Source organism: Bradyrhizobium sp. Ec3.3, assembly GCF_000472925.1.
Taxonomy (GTDB): Bacteria; Pseudomonadota; Alphaproteobacteria; order Rhizobiales; family Xanthobacteraceae; genus Bradyrhizobium.
On sequence record NZ_AXAS01000018.1, the window covers coordinates 106465 to 123732 of the forward strand.

The 17268-nt window shown below is 64.2% G+C and carries 14 protein-coding genes; 6 read left to right on the forward strand and 8 right to left on the reverse strand.

Annotated features, from left to right (window positions below; all coding sequences use genetic code 11):
• Positions 1–28: 28 nt before the first annotated feature.
• Together YUU_RS0120180 and YUU_RS56455 are read left to right on the forward strand one after the other, a co-directional pair.
• Positions 29–1723: a bifunctional diguanylate cyclase/phosphodiesterase gene (locus YUU_RS0120180; RefSeq protein ID WP_027524030.1), complete on the forward strand. Its 1695-nt coding sequence runs from the start codon at positions 29–31 to the stop codon at positions 1721–1723.
• 106 nt (positions 1724–1829) lie between these two features.
• Positions 1830–2750, forward strand: a complete 921-nt coding sequence (locus YUU_RS56455) for an ankyrin repeat domain-containing protein (protein ID WP_198031786.1) — start codon at positions 1830–1832, stop codon at positions 2748–2750.
• 6 nt (positions 2751–2756) lie between these two features.
• Here the strand turns inward: YUU_RS56455 and YUU_RS51230 are convergent, their stop codons facing one another.
• From YUU_RS51230 to phaR, 4 genes are all read right to left on the reverse strand, one after another.
• Positions 2757–3380 carry a c-type cytochrome gene (locus YUU_RS51230; RefSeq protein WP_245288055.1) on the reverse strand — a complete coding sequence of 208 codons (624 nt, stop codon included), beginning with the start codon at positions 3378–3380 and terminating at the stop codon, positions 2757–2759.
• A gap of 67 nt (positions 3381–3447) precedes the next feature.
• Positions 3448–5163, reverse strand: coding sequence for a PQQ-binding-like beta-propeller repeat protein (locus YUU_RS0120195; RefSeq protein WP_051389811.1), 1716 nt, complete (start codon positions 5161–5163; stop codon positions 3448–3450).
• Positions 5164–5624: 461 nt separating this feature from the next.
• Positions 5625–8492 (reverse strand): PAS-domain containing protein, encoded by a 2868-nt coding sequence (locus YUU_RS0120205; RefSeq protein WP_027524033.1) that lies wholly within the window; start codon positions 8490–8492, stop codon positions 5625–5627.
• A gap of 394 nt (positions 8493–8886) precedes the next feature.
• Positions 8887–9477, reverse strand: coding sequence for a polyhydroxyalkanoate synthesis repressor PhaR (gene phaR / locus YUU_RS0120215; RefSeq protein WP_027524034.1), 591 nt, complete (start codon positions 9475–9477; stop codon positions 8887–8889).
• 316 nt (positions 9478–9793) lie between these two features.
• Here phaR and YUU_RS0120220 point away from each other — a divergent pair, with 316 nt between their 5' ends.
• The 3 genes from YUU_RS0120220 (at position 9794) to YUU_RS0120230 (ending at position 12985) form a co-directional block, all read left to right on the forward strand.
• Entirely contained in the window at positions 9794–10972 is a 1179-nt protein-coding gene (locus YUU_RS0120220; RefSeq protein ID WP_027524035.1) for an acetyl-CoA C-acetyltransferase, read from the forward strand.
• A gap of 211 nt (positions 10973–11183) precedes the next feature.
• Positions 11184–11909, forward strand: a complete 726-nt coding sequence (gene phbB, locus YUU_RS0120225; RefSeq protein WP_027524036.1) for an acetoacetyl-CoA reductase — start codon at positions 11184–11186, stop codon at positions 11907–11909.
• A 206-nt stretch (positions 11910–12115) separates the two neighbouring features.
• Complete coding sequence (locus YUU_RS0120230; RefSeq protein WP_027524037.1) at positions 12116–12985, forward strand: DMT family transporter; 870 nt, start codon at positions 12116–12118, stop codon at positions 12983–12985.
• A 16-nt stretch (positions 12986–13001) separates the two neighbouring features.
• Here YUU_RS0120230 and YUU_RS0120235 read toward each other — a convergent pair whose 3' ends face one another.
• Both YUU_RS0120235 and gloB read right to left on the reverse strand, forming a co-directional pair.
• Positions 13002–13424, reverse strand: coding sequence for a cupin domain-containing protein (locus YUU_RS0120235; RefSeq protein WP_027524038.1), 423 nt, complete (start codon positions 13422–13424; stop codon positions 13002–13004).
• Positions 13425–13433: 9 nt separating this feature from the next.
• Positions 13434–14201 (reverse strand): hydroxyacylglutathione hydrolase, encoded by a 768-nt coding sequence (gene gloB, locus YUU_RS0120240; protein WP_027524039.1) that lies wholly within the window; start codon positions 14199–14201, stop codon positions 13434–13436.
• A gap of 108 nt (positions 14202–14309) precedes the next feature.
• On the opposite strand from gloB, the gene YUU_RS0120245 reads away from it, so the two are divergent.
• Positions 14310–15053, forward strand: coding sequence for a methyltransferase domain-containing protein (locus YUU_RS0120245; RefSeq protein ID WP_027524040.1), 744 nt, complete (start codon positions 14310–14312; stop codon positions 15051–15053).
• A gap of 66 nt (positions 15054–15119) precedes the next feature.
• Here the strand turns inward: YUU_RS0120245 and YUU_RS0120250 are convergent, their stop codons facing one another.
• Both YUU_RS0120250 and prmC read right to left on the reverse strand, forming a co-directional pair.
• A complete protein-coding gene (locus tag YUU_RS0120250; RefSeq protein WP_027524041.1) occupies positions 15120–15884 on the reverse strand; it encodes a DUF4167 domain-containing protein in 765 nt (254 codons plus the stop codon).
• 469 nt (positions 15885–16353) lie between these two features.
• On the reverse strand, positions 16354–17190 hold the full coding sequence (prmC, locus tag YUU_RS0120260) for a peptide chain release factor N(5)-glutamine methyltransferase (protein WP_371260493.1): 837 nt from the start codon (positions 17188–17190) through the stop codon (positions 16354–16356).
• Between the last annotated feature and the right edge of the window lie 78 nt (positions 17191–17268).

Genomic DNA, 17268 nt, shown 5'->3' on the forward strand with positions numbered 1-17268 from the left:
GTCTCCGCTGTCCCGAAACGAGGCGCCTTTGACCGCTGCCCTGCCGCAAGCCTCCGACATTCTGGCCTCCCTCGGCGAGGCCGTCTTCATCTGGGATATCGCGAGCGATGCGATTCAGTGGGGCGAGCAGGTCGGTTCCGTCTTCCCCGGCATCCCCGCCGAGCGGCTGACGACCGGCGCGGACTTCGCCCGCCTGATCGAGCCGTCGCAGTCGCTGCGCACGGCCGCCCTGGCCCAGTCGCCGGCCGTGCACGGCGCCGACGGCACGCCCTACCGTGCCGAATATGGCGTGCGCATGAGCGCTTCCGACCCCGTGGTCTGGATCGAGGAGACCGGCCGGTGGTTCGCAGGTCCCGATGGCCGGCCGGTCCGTGCGATCGGCGCCGTCCGCATCAACAATGAGCGCCACGCCCGCGACGAAGAGCTTGCAAAGCTCGCCCGGCTCGATCCCCTGACCGGCGAGCTCAACCGCACGCATCTGATCGCGGCGCTCGCCGAGGCGATCGAGGAGTCAATCCGCTTCCGCTCCTCCAGCGCCTTCATGCTGGTCGGGATCGATCATCTCGCCCGCGTCAACGACGCCTTCGGCTTCGACGTTGCGGACGCCGTGATCCTCGACGTGGCAAAACGCATTCGCGCGCGGCTTCGCGGCGGCGACGTGCTCGGGCGCTTCTCAGGCAACAAGTTCGGCCTCATCTTGAAGAACTGCACCATTGACGACATGAACGTCGCCGCCGAGCGCTTCCTTGCCGGCATTCGCGACGAAGTGGTGCCGACCAAGTCGGGCCCGGTTTCGGTCACCGCCTCGATCGGCGCGGTCGGCGTTCCCCGCTATGCCCGCAACACCGATGAAGCGATCAACCGCGCGCACGAGACGCTGGATGCCGCCAAACGCCGCCGCGCCGGCTCGTTCGGTACCTGGCGGCCGAATGCAGAGCGCGACGCGCAGCGCCGCGTCAACATCCGTGTCACCGACGAGATCGTCACCGCGCTGAACGACCGTCGCATCGTGCTCGCCTATGAGCCGGTCGTCTCGGCCGCGACGCGCGACGGCGCATTCTATGAATGCCTGGTGCGGATGGAGCAGGGCGACGGGCGGACGCTGCTCGCGCCCGACATCGTGCCGGTGGCCGAGCGGCTCGGCCTCATCCGCCTCGTCGACCATCGCGTGCTCGAGCTCGTCGTCGCCGAGCTTGCCGCCTCGCCCGAGGTCAGGCTCAGCCTCAACATCTCGCCCGATACCACCATGGATCCCGACTGGTGGGCGGGAATCGAATCGCTGATGCAGGCCCATCCGGGCGTTGCCGAGCGGCTGATCGTCGAGATCACCGAGACGGTGGCGATCCAGGACATCGACGACGTCCGCGCCTTCGTCGGCCGTCTCAAGCATTTCGGCAGCCGCATCGCCATCGACGATTTCGGTGCCGGCTACACCTCGTTCCGCAACCTGCGCAAGCTCGGCGTCGACATCGTCAAGATCGACGGCGCCTTCGTGCAGAACATCACCCGTTCCGCCGACGATCGCGCCTTCGTGCAGACCCTGCTCGACCTCGCGCGCCGCCTCGACATCAAGACCGTCGCCGAATGGGTGCAGGACGAGGAAGCGGCAAACATGCTGCGCGACTGGGGCTGCGACTACATCCAGGGCCGCCTGATCGGCCTCGCCTCAGCCGAGCGGCCGTGGGGGGTGTCGCCCGATCGCGTGATGCCGGCCATAGGATAGCGGCCCGCCTGTGGCGCCTGCCTCCGGCGTGGACGCCCGATGGCTTGGCATGACGTAGCCGTCGTGCCACCCTGCGCGAACCGAAATGCGACGGGGAGGCACAGCCATGTATCGCCGTGTCGTGTTGTTTTGCCTGGTTGCGATCGCTTCGATGAGCGCGGCGTCATCGAGCCTCGCAGTCGGCCCCGAACGATGCCAGGAACTGGCGCGCCGGTTTCAATCCTTGAAACCTCAGGTCAGCGCGATCGAGGTCTCATTGACTTTGTTTTCGGCGGCGGATGCGAATTGCATAGCACTAGCAACCGAACTACTGGACGATGGAGCGTCCGTTGACGCGCGCGACCGGTTCGGCGCTCGCCCGCTTAGCCATGCTGCAAGGTTCGGTCACCTTGAGATGGTCGACCTGTTGCTTGCGCGCGGTGCTCCAATCAATGCGCGCAATCTGGCCGGGGCGACTGCACTGTACTTTGCGGCCGAACGAGGCCATGTCGCAGTCGCACAACGGCTCATTGAGCGGGGGGCTGACGTCAGGCTGACCGGGCGCAGTGGCATCTCGCCAGTAGCGGCCGCGGCCTATGCCGGCAGTGATGCCATCATCGAAATGCTGCTCGCGCATGGCGCCGACGAGCGCGCACCCGACGAGACGGGGAAACCGCCAATCGTCTATGCGGCGGCCCGGGCATGGCTCGACATCGTGAAGCGGCTGCTGGCGCAGAATATCGACATCAATGCCCGTTATCCCAACGACCTCACCCTGCTGATGTGGGCGGCGGGGCCTGATGAAAAGGTACCCGAAGCGGAGGCGGTGAAGGTCGTCGGATATTTGCTGGATGCGGGTGCACGTGTTGATGACCGGGATGTCCGCGGGCGCACGGCGCTGATGATTGCCGCTGAAGGCGGACACGCGGAGATCGCCGCTCTCTTGCTGGCGCGAGGTGCCGATCCATCGCTTATGGACAATGCCGGCAGACGTGCCGCAGATCTTGCCATTCCGTCGGCTCTGCGTGAACGCCTGTCAGTGCGGTGAGCCGGCTCACTGGCTGCGAGGAATTTGGAGACCGGCCAAATATTCCGCCAGCGCTGTAAGGTCGTCGCCCGCGGTGGCGATCATCAAGTCGGACATGCCCGGGTTGTTACCGCGCGCGCGGGTGCGGAAGTCGGCCATCGTCTTGGCCAGGTATTCGAGGCTTTGGCCGGCAAGCCGGGGCACCGTGCTGTCGCCCTGAAATCGATCGCGGTGACAGCTGGTGCAGCCCACCGAGTACTCGGCGCGCAGGGCTCGTTCCGCAACGTTCCTGGCTGTGACGGGCTGGCCCAGATCAGGCCAGGGCTTCTTCGAAAAAATTTCAGCTATCGCCAGCATGTCATCCTTCTCGAGCGTCGACGCGATGGGCTGCATAATGTCGCTTTTCCGGTCACCGCGTTTGTAATCGCGGAGCTGGATGTAAGCGTATCCGAGTTTTTGTCCCCAGATGACGGGAGTGGTCTTGTCGATCGGCTTGCCGTCCAGGCCATGACAGCGGGCGCAGCCCTCGGCCTTCTCGGCAATGCTTTCGGCAACTGCCGGAGCGGGGCTTGCCCCCGACAACGCTCCGATGATGATCCCGCCGGCTAACCAGCCAAGCGGCCTCTGCGACTTGCTGCGCATCCATCCCATTGCGTGAGCCTCAAAAGTGCGGGGCCGCGAACGGCCCCGCCGGTGTGAACACCTGATGCCAGCCCGCTCAATCGAGCGTGAAGGCGATGATGTTGTTGCCGCGTCTGAAGTTCACCTGCGTGTTGCCGCCCGCGCCGACCACGATGTATTGCTTGTCGCCCAGCATATAGCTGGATGGCGGCGCATTGACGCCCGCACCGGCGCGGAAGCTCCACAATTCCTTGCCGGTCGACGAGTTATAGGCGGCGAACTTGCCGTTGCCTTCACCGGCAAACACCAGACCGCCTGCGGTGGCGAGAATGCCGCCGATCATCGGCTCCGGCGTCTTCACCTGCCACCTGATCTTTCCGTTGTTGTAGTTGACGGCGGTGATATTGCCCGACTGTTTTTCACCAGGAATCGCCGTGAAGGCGCCACCAAGCCAGAGCTTGCCGTTCGGATAGGGCGAGTTCTCGACCCGGTAGTGCATGGGCTGATGCAGGTTGATGGCGTAGGCCAGTTCCTGTCCCGGATCGGTAGCGATCGGCGACCACTCGACGCCGCCATTCGCACCCGGAAGCATGCGGGCTCCTTCCTTGGTCGGAAGCGTCCACATGTTCTCCTGTGGCACCATGGCTTCGGAGAACCGGATCAGGCTGCAATCCTTGCGGTCGTGAACGTAGATGTGACCGGTCTTGCCGGCATGGATCACGCCAGGGACGGTCTTGCCGGCCTTGTCCTTCACATCGACCAGAACCGGCGGGCTCACGGCATCGAGATCCCAGACATCGTGGGCGATGTACTGGAAGTGGCAGACATACTTGCCGGTCTCGAGATCAAGCGAAACCAGCGAGTCGGTATAGAGATTGTCGCCCGGCCGCACGGAGCCGTCGAGGTCGGGTGATGGATTGCCAACCACGAAATAGATCCGCTTGGTCTCGAGATCGACGGCCGGATTTTGCCAGACACCGCCACCGAGCTTCGCGTAGGGATCGCCAGATTTGGAGAGCTGGGCCTTTTCCGCTGCGATGTCGCGGTGCATGTCGCGCCCCGTGGCATCCTTGGTCGTCCACTCGCCGACGGAATTTTCCGGAATCGTATCGAAATTCCAGATCAGCTTTCCGGTCTTCGCACCGTAAGCCCTCACGAAGCCACGGATGCCATACTCACCACCATTCGTTCCGATCAAAACCTTATCGTTGACGACGGTCGGAGCCATCGTCTCGCTATAGCCGAGCTCAGGATCGGCAACGTCCGTCTTCCAGACGACGTCACCGGTCTTTGCATTGAGTGCGACGAGCTTGGCGTCCAGCGTGGCGAGATAGACGAGATCGCCAAGAACCTGGACGCCCCGATTGTTGGGACCGCAGCAGTAAATCGTCACGGGTCCCATCTTGTGAGCATAGTGCCAGAGCTGTTCGCCTGTCTTGGCGTCGATTGCATAGACATGGCTGAAGGATGTTGTCACATACATCACGCCATTGACTACAATGGGCGACGTTTCCAGAGATTCCTTGACCTCGGTCTGGAAAATCCAGGCGACGCGCAGGTTCTTCACGTTGTCGCGGTTGATCTGCTTTGCAGGGTGAAAGCGCGTCTGAGCGTAGTTGCCGTTGGTCAGCAGAAAATTCGTCGCGTTCTTGCCTGCTGCGTTGAGTTGATCTTGAGTGACTGGAGAAATCTTCGCCTCGCGCGGTGGCGTCCACTGGTCCGGATTGGGGACCTCTTGCGCATGACTTGCTGCTGCAGCGAGCGTGCAACTCATGCCGAACAAGGTGGCGCATGCAATAGAAAATCTATTCATGGTTCCGCCCCTATGATTTGAACCGGCCCATTTACTTGCCGGTGTTGTTCAAGTCTGATCCCACAGGGGAACCTTGACAAGGAAAAAGCGGCAACTGGCGCGTCTTGCAATCGCTCTGTTTGCGACTGCGAGATAAGCGTGCGTTGCAGTGTTTGCGTGACTGCAATGACGGCGCGGCGGCGTCCTCAACGGCGCGAGCGGAAACGGTACTGCAGCAGATTCACGTGTGCTGGCGGTGGGCGCGCGTCGGCTGGGAGGCGAGCCTCTTGCTGCAGTCCAGCTGGCTGTTGCTCGTGTGGGCGGTTTATCCCGTTACCGCTTTCGCGTGAACGCTGCGCGGAAGTGGGGCGTTCAATTCCAGTGCCGCGTAACTCAGACAGTTCGGGTTGTCGCCGATGGCGCGGCGGAGCCGGGTTGAGATGAAGCCGACCTCTCCGCAAGCGGGGCGAGGTGAAGAAACATCATGCCACGCGCCTGATCGCGTTCAGCCGCTCGATCGTGCGGCCGACTTCCGCGGCCTGGCATGGCTTGCCGAAATAAAATCCCTGCACCGCGGTGCAACCGCATTCGCGGACGAAGTCGAGCTGGTCGGAGGTCTCGACGCCTTCCGCCGTGGTCTCGACGCCGAGCACCGAGCCGAGGCTGGCGATGGTGCGGACGATGGCGACGCTTTCCGGGCTTTCGCCGAGCGTGCCGACGAAGGAGCGGTCGATCTTGATGCGGTCGAAGGGAAATTTTCGCAAATAGCTGAGCGAGGAATAGCCGACGCCGAAATCATCGAGGCTCACGCGCACGCCGAGTGCGCGGAGCTGATGCAGGATCTCGATCGTCGCCTCGCTGTCGTCGAGCAGCGCCGTCTCGGTGACCTCGAGCTCGAGCCGATGCGGCGCAAGGCCGGCCTCAGCGAGCGCGCTCGTGATCATGGCGACGAGACCACGCGCGCGGAACTGCACCGGCGACAGGTTCACCGCGATGGTCATGTCCGGCCAACCCGCCGCCGTCGCGCACGCGGTGCGCAAAACCCATTCGCCGATCGGAACGATCAGCCCGGTCTCCTCCGCGATCGGAATGAACTCCGCCGGCGAGACCATGCCGCGCGAAGGATGTTTCCAGCGCAGCAGCGCCTCGAAACCGGTCAGTTCGGATGTGTCCAGGCGAACCTGCGGCTGGAACACCAGATGAAACTCGTAGGCTTCGAGCGCGCCGCGCAAGTCCGCCTCCAGCGCATGCCGCGCGCGCGCCTCTTCCTCCATCGCTGGCTCGAAGATCTGATAGGCGCCGCGCCCCTTGGCCTTCGCGCCATAGAGCGCGAGGTCGGCGCACTTCATCAGCTCGTCCGCGTCCAGCCCGTGATCGGGCGCGAGTGCGATGCCGATGCTGACGCCGACATGGATCGACTGGTTTTCCAGCGGCGGCGGGCGGCCGATGATCTCGATCAGGCGGCGCGCCAGCTTTTCTGCCGCTTCCGGCTGCGGCCCGCGCTGGATCAGCGCGAATTCGTCGCCGCCGAGCCGCGCCACGGTGGCGTGCTCGCTCGCCTGCTCCTTCAGCCGCGTGGCGACCCAGCGCAGCAGCTGGTCGCCGGCGGCGTGGCCGAGGCGGTCGTTGACGGTCTTGAAATTGTCGAGGTCGAGGCACAGCACGGCCATCGCGCCGCCGGCGGTCGCGACCTCGTTCAGGCCCTCGCTCATCTGCTCACGAAACAGCACGCGGTTGGGCAGGTCGGTCAGCGAATCGTGTCGCGCCATATGCGCGACGCGGGCCTGCGTCTTGTGGCGCTCGGTGACGTCCTCATAGGTGACGACCCAGCCGCCATGTGACATGCGGGTGTGGTTGAGCTTGATGATGCGACCGTCGCTCAAATGGCGGTGCAGCGTATGCGCGCCCTCGCGCAGCCGCTCGAGATAGTCGGCATAGAGTGCGGCCGCCGTCGTGTTCGGGTTGATGCCGAGCGCGCAACTATGCTCCATGATCTCGCGCATCGAGACACCGGGCTTGACGATCTCGGGCGACAGGCCGAACATCTCGATGTAACGCGTGTTGCAGACGATGACCCGCAGGTGGCTGTCGAACATGCACAGCCCCTGACTCATGTTGTTCAGCGCCGCATCGAACCGGCGATACTGCTCGCTGAGCTCCTCGACCGCGCGCTCGCGCTCGGTGATGTCCTCGTAGGTCGCGACGAAGCCGCCCTCGGGCAGCGTGCAGTAGCGCACCGACACGACGGTGTCGTTGGCCATGCTCCGCCGCATCGACGAGTCGTCGCGGCTCGCTATGCGCGCGCGGGCGGCTTCCAGGATCTGCTGCGGACTGTACTCGGATGCGAAGGCGCCATTCGCCATCGACCGCTCGATCAGCTCGGCGAGATGCGTGCCGGGCCTGGTCTCCTCGGGCGACAGCCGGTAGATCTCGCGGTAGCGGTTATTGCAGACCTTGAGCCGCATGTCGCCGTCGTAGAAGGCGAGTCCATGCGCCATGTTCTCAAGCGCCGCGTCGAGCATGATATTCTGCTGCTTCAACGCCTCCTCGTACCGCAGCCGCTCGGTGACGTCTTCGTGCACCGTCACCCAGCCACCGTCGGGCAGGAAGCGCGATATCGCCTGCACCATGCGACCGTCGTAGCGCATCAGGAGCACGGCGTCCGAGCTCTTGCTGCGCACATCGTTCATCCGTCTGTCGTGGAATTCCTCCGCAGACATTCCGGGCAGATTGCCGCGCGAGATCCAGTGCCCGATCACGGCACTGTGCGACACGCCGGGTTTCACGATTTCGGGGTCGAGGTTGTAGAGGCGCAGAAACCGCTCGTTGCAGACGACGACGCTGCCTTGCGCGTCGTACATGATGAGACCGTGCGACATGTTGGTCAGCGCATGCTGGCTGCGCTCGGTCTGTACGCGCAGCTCCGCCTCGAGCCGGTCGAGGCGGGTGACGTCGTCGCAGATTGTCATCCAGCCGCCCTCGGGGAGCGGCTTCAGGTCGAGCGCCAGCACCAGGCCGCTGGACAGCCGCTGCTCCGTCCGGAAGTGCTTGCCGTTCGTGATCTGCGTGACGCGCTCCTGATAGAGCTTGTCGATCTCGCTCGCCGGAAAGTTGCCGCGCGAAGCGCTATGAGCCAGCACCTCGCGATAGCTCGTCCCGGGGCGCACCACCTCGGGCGACATGTCGAAGAGGTCGACATAGCGGCGGTTGAACAGCACGATCCGGTTGTCGGAATCGTAGACGCAGACACCCTGCTCCATGCGATCGAGCGCAAGCTGGCTCAGCGCGAGCAAGGCTTCGGGCCCGTGCTGGACGCTCGCGCGCGGCTCTGTCGTGCTGGGCGTCGTCATCGGCAAAGGCGCTTCGTCAGGAGCGGGACAATGAACGGGCGTAATCGGGAACCGGAGCTTAAGCCGCCATCCGGGAAGATTGTCTTAAGCGCCTTAGTTTACGGACCGTGACCGCCGGTGCGGATTCTGCAACTGATCGTCGGGCAAACGGCTGCATGCCGACGAGAAGCTGTGTCCGCGATTTGGGATGACGAGATCGAGACACACGCGTGCCGTACTCTCGGTGTCATCGCCCGACTTGATCGGGCGATCCGGTACGCCGAGATGTCCGTGATCAATCGATAAGCCGCGGCGTACTGGATTCCCCGCTTTCGCGGGGAATGACGGCGGCGGGTGTGGTCACGGTCGATGCAAATTGCTGCGCAGGAAGAAGTGGCACGCGCGACGGAGGAGCCTACTCCTCCTTCTTCGACATCCGCTCGAGGCGCTCCTGCATGTCCTTCATCTGCTGGCGCAGTTCGTCGATGTTGTCGCTCTTCGGCGCCTCGCCGTTGGCTTCCGGCTCGGGCTCCGGCGTTGCGGAGCGCTGCGGGGTCGCGAACGGCTTGAACATCGAGAAGGTCTGCTGGAACAGCTCCATGTTGCGGCGGACCTGCTCCTCCAGTGGCGCAAAGGGCGTGCCGGACAGGGTATTGGCGAGCTGCTTGCGGAATTTCTCCTGCTCCTGGGTCAGCGTCGCGAGCGACTGCTCCAGATATTTCGGCACCACCATCTGCATGCTGTCGCCGTAGAAGCGGATCAGCTGGCGCAGGAAGGTGGTGGGCAAGAGGTTCTGGCCGGCCTTGTTCTCCTGCTCGAAGATGATCTGGGCGAGCACCGAGCGGGTGATGTCGTCGCCGGTCTTGGCGTCATAAACCAGGAAATCCTCGCCTTCCTTCACCATGGCGGCGAGGTCTTCCAGCGTCACATAGGTGCTCGTTCCGGTGTTATAGAGCCGGCGGTTAGCGTATTTTTTGATTGTGGTGGGTTGGTCTGATTTCGCCATGGGCTCTCACTTGCAAACGCTGAGAACGGGAACCCGGCGGGCTATGCCGCAGGGCGGGAAGAGTACGCAACGCAACAAAATAAGCATTTTCAAAGGGCTCACGCTACCGTTTTGTGCGCCACGGTTAATTGCAGAGCAAAAACTTGCTTGCGAAAGCGACAGATGCGCTATTCTGAATGCGCTGCGGTATGAATCTGCCCCTCCGCCGATTGACATGCCGCAACGACGTTAACAGGATGCCGGGTGAGACTGGCGAGCCTTTTCGGATCGCTTGCCTGCCCCCATTTCAAAGAACCTCAAGCCCCAGGAGATGCCCATGTCAGACGATGTTGTCATCGTCAGCGCCGCCCGCACCCCGGTCGGAAGCTTCAACGGAGCCTTCGCGACCCTTCCCGCCCACGACCTCGGCGCCATTGCCATCAAGGCCGCGCTGGAGCGCGGTGGCATCGAGCCCGGCCGGGTCTCCGAAGTCATCATGGGCCAGATCCTGACCGCAGGTCAGGGCCAGAACCCGGCCCGTCAGGCCTCGATCGCGGCCGGCATCCCGGTGGAGAGCCCGGCCTGGGGCGTCAACCAGCTCTGCGGGTCGGGCTTGCGCTCCGTCGCACTCGGCTACCAGGCGCTGCTCAACGGCGACTCCGACATCGTGGTTGCCGGCGGCCAGGAATCCATGAGCATGGCCCAGCACGCCCAGCATTTGCGCAGCGGCGTCAAGATGGGTGCCCTCGAGCTCGTCGACACCATGATCCGCGACGGGTTGTGGGATGCCTTCAACGGCTACCACATGGGCAACACCGCCGAGAACGTGGCCAAGCAATATCAGATCACCCGCGCCCAGCAGGACGAGTTTGCGGTGGCCTCGCAGAACAAGGCTGAAGCCGCGCAGAAGGCCGGCAGGTTCAAGGACGAGATCGTTCCGGTCACAATCAAGACCCGCAAGGGCGACGTCGTGGTCGATGCCGACGAGTATCCGCGCCATGGCGCTACTATCGATGCGATGACCAAGCTGCGGCCGGCCTTCGAGAAAGATGGCTCGGTGACTGCCGGCAATGCGTCGGGCATCAATGATGGCGCCGCTGCCGTCGTGCTGATGACCGCCAAGCAGGCGGCCAAGGAAGGCAAGAAGCCGATCGCCCGCATCGTGTCCTGGGCGCATGCCGGCGTCGATCCGAAGATCATGGGTACGGGGCCGATTCCGGCTTCGCGCGCCGCGCTGAAGAAGGCAGGCTGGAACATCGCCGACCTCGACCTGATCGAGGCCAACGAGGCCTTTGCGGCGCAGGCCTGCGCCGTCAACAAGGACCTCGGCTGGGATACCTCGAAGGTCAACGTCAATGGCGGCGCGATCGCGATCGGACATCCGATCGGCGCCTCCGGCGCACGCGTGCTGGTGACGCTGCTGCACGAGATGCAGAAGCGCGATTCGAAGAAGGGTCTCGCCACGCTGTGCATCGGCGGCGGCATGGGTATCGCCATGTGCGTAGCACGTGACTGAGAACGGGTGCGTTGCACGCGACTAAACAGGCAGCGGTTGCAACTCAAATATTCTTCGCAACCGCGTAAGCCTCGACTAAAGACAGGCGCCCGGCTCACCGCCGGGCGTTTTGTTCTTGATGTCCGTCAATCCACCCGCATAATCCGTCAGTAAAAACGATCACTCAAGTCTCTAGAAGCGCCCAGGGAAACGTCGAGGGAAGGAATACAATATGGCACGTGTTGCATTGGTCACGGGTGGTACGCGGGGCATCGGTGCTGCGATCAGCAAGGCGCTGAAGGCGGCCGGCTACAAGGTCGCGGCGAGTTACGCCGGCAATGACGCGGCGGCGGAGAAGTTCAAGGCCGAGACCGGCATCAACGTCTACAAATGGGACGTCAGTTCCTTCGACGGCTGCGCCGAGGGCGTGAAGAAGGTCGAGGCCGAGGTCGGCCCGGTCGACGTACTCGTCAACAATGCCGGCATCACCAAGGACGGCGCCTTCCACAAGATGAGCGTCGAGCAATGGAATGCCGTGATCGGCACCAATCTCGGCTCGCTGTTCAACATGTCGCGCCAGGTGATCGAGGGCATGCGCGCGCGTAAATTTGGCCGCATCATCAACATCTCGTCGATCAACGGCCAGAAGGGTCAGTTCGGCCAGGTGAACTATTCCGCCGCAAAGGCCGGCGAGATCGGCTTCACCAAGGCGCTCGCACTCGAGAACGCCAAGGGTGGCGTCACCGTGAATGCGATCTGCCCGGGCTACATCAACACCGAGATGGTGCAGGCGGTGCCGAAGGACGTGCTGGAGAAGGCGATCCTGCCGCTGATTCCGATCGGCCGCCTGGGCGAGCCCGAGGAGATAGCCCGCGCGGTGGTGTTCCTCGCAGCGGATGAGGCCGGCGCCATCACCGGCTCGACACTGTCGGTCAACGGTGGCCAGTACATGGTGTGATGCGCAAGCATCACGCCCGATCACAACCGTCTCGACGTCATGCCCGGGCTTGTCCCGGGCATCCACCCATGCACTGTCATTCCGGGGCGACTCCAACGGGTCCGGCCTTTGGCCGGCCCGATGACAGGCTCGGAGCCGAACCCGGAATCTCGAGATTCCGGGTCCGGCGCTTTGCGCCATCCCGGAATGACGAGGTATCCTCTCTGATGGCTCCCCGCTCCGCGACACTGATCGGATTGACCGCAATCCTGATGTGGTCCCTGCTCGCGGTGATGACGGTCGCGACCGGCAAGATCCCCGCGTTTCAGCTCGCTGCGATGACGTTTGCGATCGGCGGCCTCGTCGGTCTCCTGACCTGGATCGGTCGCAGTGGCGTGGCAGCGAGCCTGCGCCAGCCGCCGGTCGTGTGGGCCGTCGGCGTCGGCGGCCTGTTCGGCTATCACGCGCTCTATTTCCTCGCGCTGCGCTTCGCACCGCCGGCCGAAGCGGGCCTGCTCAATTATCTCTGGCCGCTGCTGATCGTGCTGTTCTCGTCCTTCCTGCCGGGCGAGCGGCTCGCCGTGCATCACGTCGTCGGCGCCGTGCTCGGCCTCGTCGGCACCGTGCTGCTGTTCGCCGGCAATACGAGCGGCTTTGCGCCGGGCCAGTTGCCGGGGCTGATCGCAGCCTTCATCGCTGCCTTCGTCTGGGCAACCTATTCGGTGCTGTCGCGCCGGCTGAAAGCGGTGCCGACCGATGCGGTTGCCGGCTTCTGCCTCGCCACCGCGCTGCTCGCCGCGCTGATGCATGCCGCGCTCGAGACCACGGTGTGGCCGGAGACGACGCTGCAATGGCTCTCGGTGATCGCGCTCGGCATCGGTCCGGTAGGTGCTGCGTTCTACGCCTGGGACATCGGCATGAAGCGCGGCGACATCCGCGTGCTGGGCGCGGCGTCCTACGCGACACCGCTGCTCTCGACGGCCTTTCTCATCGCCGCCGGCTTCGCCAAAGCCAGCGCCAACATCGCCTTCGCCGCGATCCTGATCGCCGGTGGCGGCTTGATCGCGGCGAAGGACATGGTGTTGCGGAAGCGGTGAGGGCGTTTGCCCGCCGCTAGGGCTCCCAGCCCTTCGGCGCGAGCTCGAACTTTGCGAACTCGAAGGCCGGCGCCACGGTGCAGCCCACCAGCGTCCATTCGCCTGATGTCTCCGCCATCTGCCAGGCCTGCGCCGGCACGATCGCTTGCGGCCGCTCGCCGTGCGCGAGCCCGGTGCCGAGCCGCACCTCGTGCTGCGAGCAGCCCTCATGCGCAATGCGCAGCGTCAAGGGGCTGCCCGCGTAGTAGTGCCAGACCTCGACCGCATCGATGCGATGCCAGTGCGAGCGCTCCCCGCGCGCCAGCAGGAAGTAGATCGAGGTCGAGCGTGAGCGTCCTTGCGCGTCGGTCGTCTGGTCGCGAAACGTCTCACGGTAGTGCCCGCCCTCGGGATGCGGTCTCAGCTCCAGGCGCGCGATGATCTCGGCTGCTGTCGGCATCGATCCCCGTCAGGACTTGTTCTTGCGTTCGCGCAATTCGCCGAACACGATGGCGCCATCGGCGCCCTTCATGTGTAGCTTGGCTGCAACCGAGGGGTCATCGGCGCGCAGGAACACATTTGTTCGCTTCTCATCACCAAGCAGTGAGGGGATCGTGGGCTTGTTCTCGGCGCGGAGCCTGGTCACCTCTGCCGCGCGGGCCTGGAGCGCCTGATTGTCAGGCTCGATGGTGAGCGCGAACTTGACGTTGGAGGCGGTGTATTCGTGGCCGCAATAGAGCTTGAAGTCGTCGGGCAGCGCCCGCAGCTTCAGGAGCGAATCCCACATCATCGGGTAGTTGCCCTCGAACACGCGACCGCAGCCGATCGAGAACAGCGTGTCGGCGGCGAACACCGTCTTCTCGGCGTCGAACACGTACGAGACATGGTCGAGCGTATGACCGGGCGTCTCTAGGACGCGCGCGAGCAGGCTGCCGACCTTGATGACGTCGGCATTGACGACGCGCAAATCGACATTGGCGATTTTCGTCGTCTTGTCATGCGGCGCGACGACGCGGCAATTATATTTCTGCTTCAGCTCGGCGACGCCGCCGATATGGTCGCCATGGTGATGAGTGATGAGAATGTCGGTGAGCGTCCAGCCTTCGCGCTCCAGCGCCTTCAGGATCGGCCCGGCTTCGGGCGCGTCGATCGAGGCGGTTGCCTTGGTTTCCGTATCGTGGATCAGATAACCGAAATTGTCGTTTAAACAGGTGAAAGTACGAATTTCGGCGGCCATGACATCTCCATCGCGCTCAGCCCCGGCAAACAGATATGGCGTTAACGTTGCGCAGGCAATGCAATATTCCGCGCGCCCAGGCCGCCGGGCGCATGTTACATTGCGGCCATGAGCATTGATGTCATTGATCTGCGTGACTTCTATTCGCGCCGCCTCGGGATCGTGGCGCGCCAATTGATCAATCGCGGGATCAGGGAACGCTGGCCGGGTGCCGAGGGGCAGCGGGTGCTCGGCATCGGCTATCCCACCCCCTATCTCGGCCTGTTCCGCGAGGACGCCGAGCGCTGCATCGCCTTCATGCCGGCCGCTCAGGGCGTGTTGAAATGGCCCACAGGCCGGCCGGCGCTGGCCTCTCTGGTCGATGAGTTCTCGCTGCCGCTGCCGGATGCCGCGGTTGACCGCATCCTGCTCGTCCATGCGCTCGAGATCTGCGACGATCCGGCGGCGCTGCTGCGCGAGGTGTGGCGGGTGCTGGCGCCATCGGGCCGCGTCATTGCAGTGATCCCGAACCGGCGCGGGGTGTGGACTCGCACCGAGAACACGCCCTTCGGCCATGGCCGGCCGTATTCGCGCGCACAGATCACCGACCTGCTGCGCCAGACCTGGTTCACGCCGACCGCCTGGGGCGAGGCGCTGTTCATGCCGCCCTATGCCGGCGGCTGGCTGTTGAAGTCGGCGCTGATGTGGGAGAGTGCGGGCGCCGCGCTGTCGCTGCCGTTTGCTGGCGTGCACATCGTGGAAGCGACCAAGCAGGTCTATCGCGTGATCCCGGCGAAGCGCGAACGCGCGCGGCTGATCCCTTCTTTGAAGCCCGTGCTGGTGCCGTCCTCGACGACGGTGACGCGGAGCTGACAGCAAAACGCCCCGCGGGCCGGGGGCGTTTTTTCATGTCGGATAAATCGAAGCGGGCTTTGCGGCCTACTCACCGGGCGCGAGATCGTCGCTCGAGGCGGCCGGCGCTGCCTCGCGGTCGGGGCGCGGGCCATGCGGCCGGCGGCGCCGCCGCGGATAGCGCTCACCGCCACCGCCGCCTTCGAAGCCACCCTGGCCGCCATTGATCTGCGGCTGTGCGCCGGTGATGAAGGAGGGCAGGCGATCGACGCTGCCGGCATCCGCAATCACCGGCTGCGGCTGGTTCTGCGGTTGCGGTTGCGGCTGGGGCTCATATTGCGGCTGCGGACGGTGGTCGCGATCGCGATGCTCGCGCGGCTGCTGCTGGTTGCGCTGATAGGGCTGGCCCTCGCCGCGCTGGTGGTCACGCTGATGGTCGCGGTCGCGCATATAGGGCTGCTGCTGGGGCTGCGGGACGAAGCCGGGCTCCTGGCCGAAGTTCGAAAAACTCTCGCCGTCGTCTTCGCTGTCGTCGCTGCTGACGACGACCTCTTCACCGCTGCGCGGCTGTTGTTGGTTCTGGCGGAATTGCTCCTGGGCGGCCGCGATCAGGCGGAAATAATGCTCGGCGTGCTGGTAGTAGTTCTCGGCCGCAACCGGGTCGCCGGAAGAGCGCGCGTCGCGCGCAAGCTGAAGATATTTTTCGGCGATGTGCGAGGCTGTGCCGCGGATCTTGATGTCGGGTCCGTTGGACTCGTAAACCCGGGTCATCGGGTTCTGGCCGCGCCGGTTATTGTTGTTGTTGTTGTTATTCCGGTTGCGCATCCGCTGCTTGTTCTGACCGTTTCTCATGTCCTGCCTTTAATTCCAGCCCTTGAAAAGTTCGTACGCGTTACTGCTGTTGAGAGTGACCTGAATTGCTGCGACGCAGGCTTCATACGCGCGCAGCGCACGCCTCAAGACCCTGCCGAGTTCCTGTCAATGTCGTGACCTTCGCGTTCAACCAAGACGCGTTCCCCATCGCCAGCGCCCATCGCCGGCGAACCCATTCATTCTGCCTGCCGAAACAAGCCCTGGTTTCTTGCGTAAATCTTCAAGCGCAATATCAGGCTTTCGTTCACTTTGCGGTCGGAAAGCAGCGCAGCTCCACGGGCCATCGCGCTTAACAGGACCTGCGGCTTGGAACCTTCAATCCAGTGCAGCTCTCGCCTTGAGAGCCCGGCTTTCGCCCGTAGGTCTACGGGGCCGGCACCGATGTTTGACCGGAACGTAGTCGTTCCCACGGGATATTCCAAGAGGTTTTTGCTGCCCAATCGGGCTTTTATGGGGGCATTTTTCGGGCCGACACGGCCCTTAAGACGCCCGCCAGGTCAGCCTTGGGCGGCCTGTCCACCTCTAACGCCGCAGCTGCCATCAAGGTTTCAATGCCGCGTGCCTGACCTTGTCCGGCCTCCACCACCAAGGCTCCGCCGGGGGCCAGAAGCTCCGCCGCCTGCGGTATCAGGGCGCGGTAGGCGTCGAAGCCGTCCTTGCCGCCGTCGAGCGCAAGGCGCGGATCGTAGTCGCGGACCTCGACGCTCAAATTCGCGATGTCGCCCGAGGGAATGTAGGGCGGGTTCGACACGATCAGGTCGAAGGGACCCGCGAGCGCGGCTGCGTAGTAGCAGGCGATGAAGGCGGAACGGTCGGCGAGGCCAAGCGCTGTCGCGTTAGCCTTCGCGGTGCCCAGCGCGGTCAGGCTGACATCGGTGCCGACGCCGAACGCATCCGGAATCTCATGCAACAGCGCAAGCAGGATTGCGCCCGAACCCACGCCGATATCGGCGATCCGCGGCGGCCGTCCTGAGACGGGACGTTCGCGAAAGATCTCCAGCGCCAGCTCGACGACGGTCTCGGTGTCGGGCCGTGGCACCAGCGTTGCGTCCGAAAGCTGAAGGGTGAGGCCCCAAAATTCCCTGGTTCCGAGAATGCGCGCGACCGGTTCGCCCACGAGGCGACGCTGCGCGTAGCGTTCGAGCTGCGCGGCCTCGGTGGGCGTGAGTGGCCGGCTCGCCTGCGTGATCAGCCCGGTCAGATCGAGGCCCAGCACGGCTCCGACGAGCAGGCGCGCCTCGATCTCGGCCTCGTCGATGGCGGCCGACCGCAGCCGCGCCGCCAAAATGCGCCGCGTGCTCTCGATACTGCTCCCGGGAACGAAATCTGTCACCGCTGGACCATCCTGCCTCGCCACGTGGAT

Coding starts and splice junctions, on each gene's coding strand:
- YUU_RS56455 (WP_198031786.1), top strand. CDS start 1,830: ATGTATCGCCGTGTCGTGTTGTTTTGCCTGGTTGCGATCGCTTCGATG.
- YUU_RS51230 (WP_245288055.1), bottom strand. CDS start 3,380: ATGGGATGGATGCGCAGCAAGTCGCAGAGGCCGCTTGGCTGGTTAGCC.
- YUU_RS0120195 (WP_051389811.1), bottom strand. CDS start 5,163: ATGAATAGATTTTCTATTGCATGCGCCACCTTGTTCGGCATGAGTTGC.
- YUU_RS0120205 (WP_027524033.1), bottom strand. CDS start 8,492: ATGACGACGCCCAGCACGACAGAGCCGCGCGCGAGCGTCCAGCACGGG.
- phaR (WP_027524034.1), bottom strand. CDS start 9,477: ATGGCGAAATCAGACCAACCCACCACAATCAAAAAATACGCTAACCGC.
- YUU_RS0120220 (WP_027524035.1), top strand. CDS start 9,794: ATGTCAGACGATGTTGTCATCGTCAGCGCCGCCCGCACCCCGGTCGGA.
- phbB (WP_027524036.1), top strand. CDS start 11,184: ATGGCACGTGTTGCATTGGTCACGGGTGGTACGCGGGGCATCGGTGCT.
- YUU_RS0120230 (WP_027524037.1), top strand. CDS start 12,116: ATGGCTCCCCGCTCCGCGACACTGATCGGATTGACCGCAATCCTGATG.
- YUU_RS0120235 (WP_027524038.1), bottom strand. CDS start 13,424: ATGCCGACAGCAGCCGAGATCATCGCGCGCCTGGAGCTGAGACCGCAT.
- gloB (WP_027524039.1), bottom strand. CDS start 14,201: ATGGCCGCCGAAATTCGTACTTTCACCTGTTTAAACGACAATTTCGGT.
- YUU_RS0120245 (WP_027524040.1), top strand. CDS start 14,310: ATGAGCATTGATGTCATTGATCTGCGTGACTTCTATTCGCGCCGCCTC.
- YUU_RS0120250 (WP_027524041.1), bottom strand. CDS start 15,884: ATGAGAAACGGTCAGAACAAGCAGCGGATGCGCAACCGGAATAACAAC.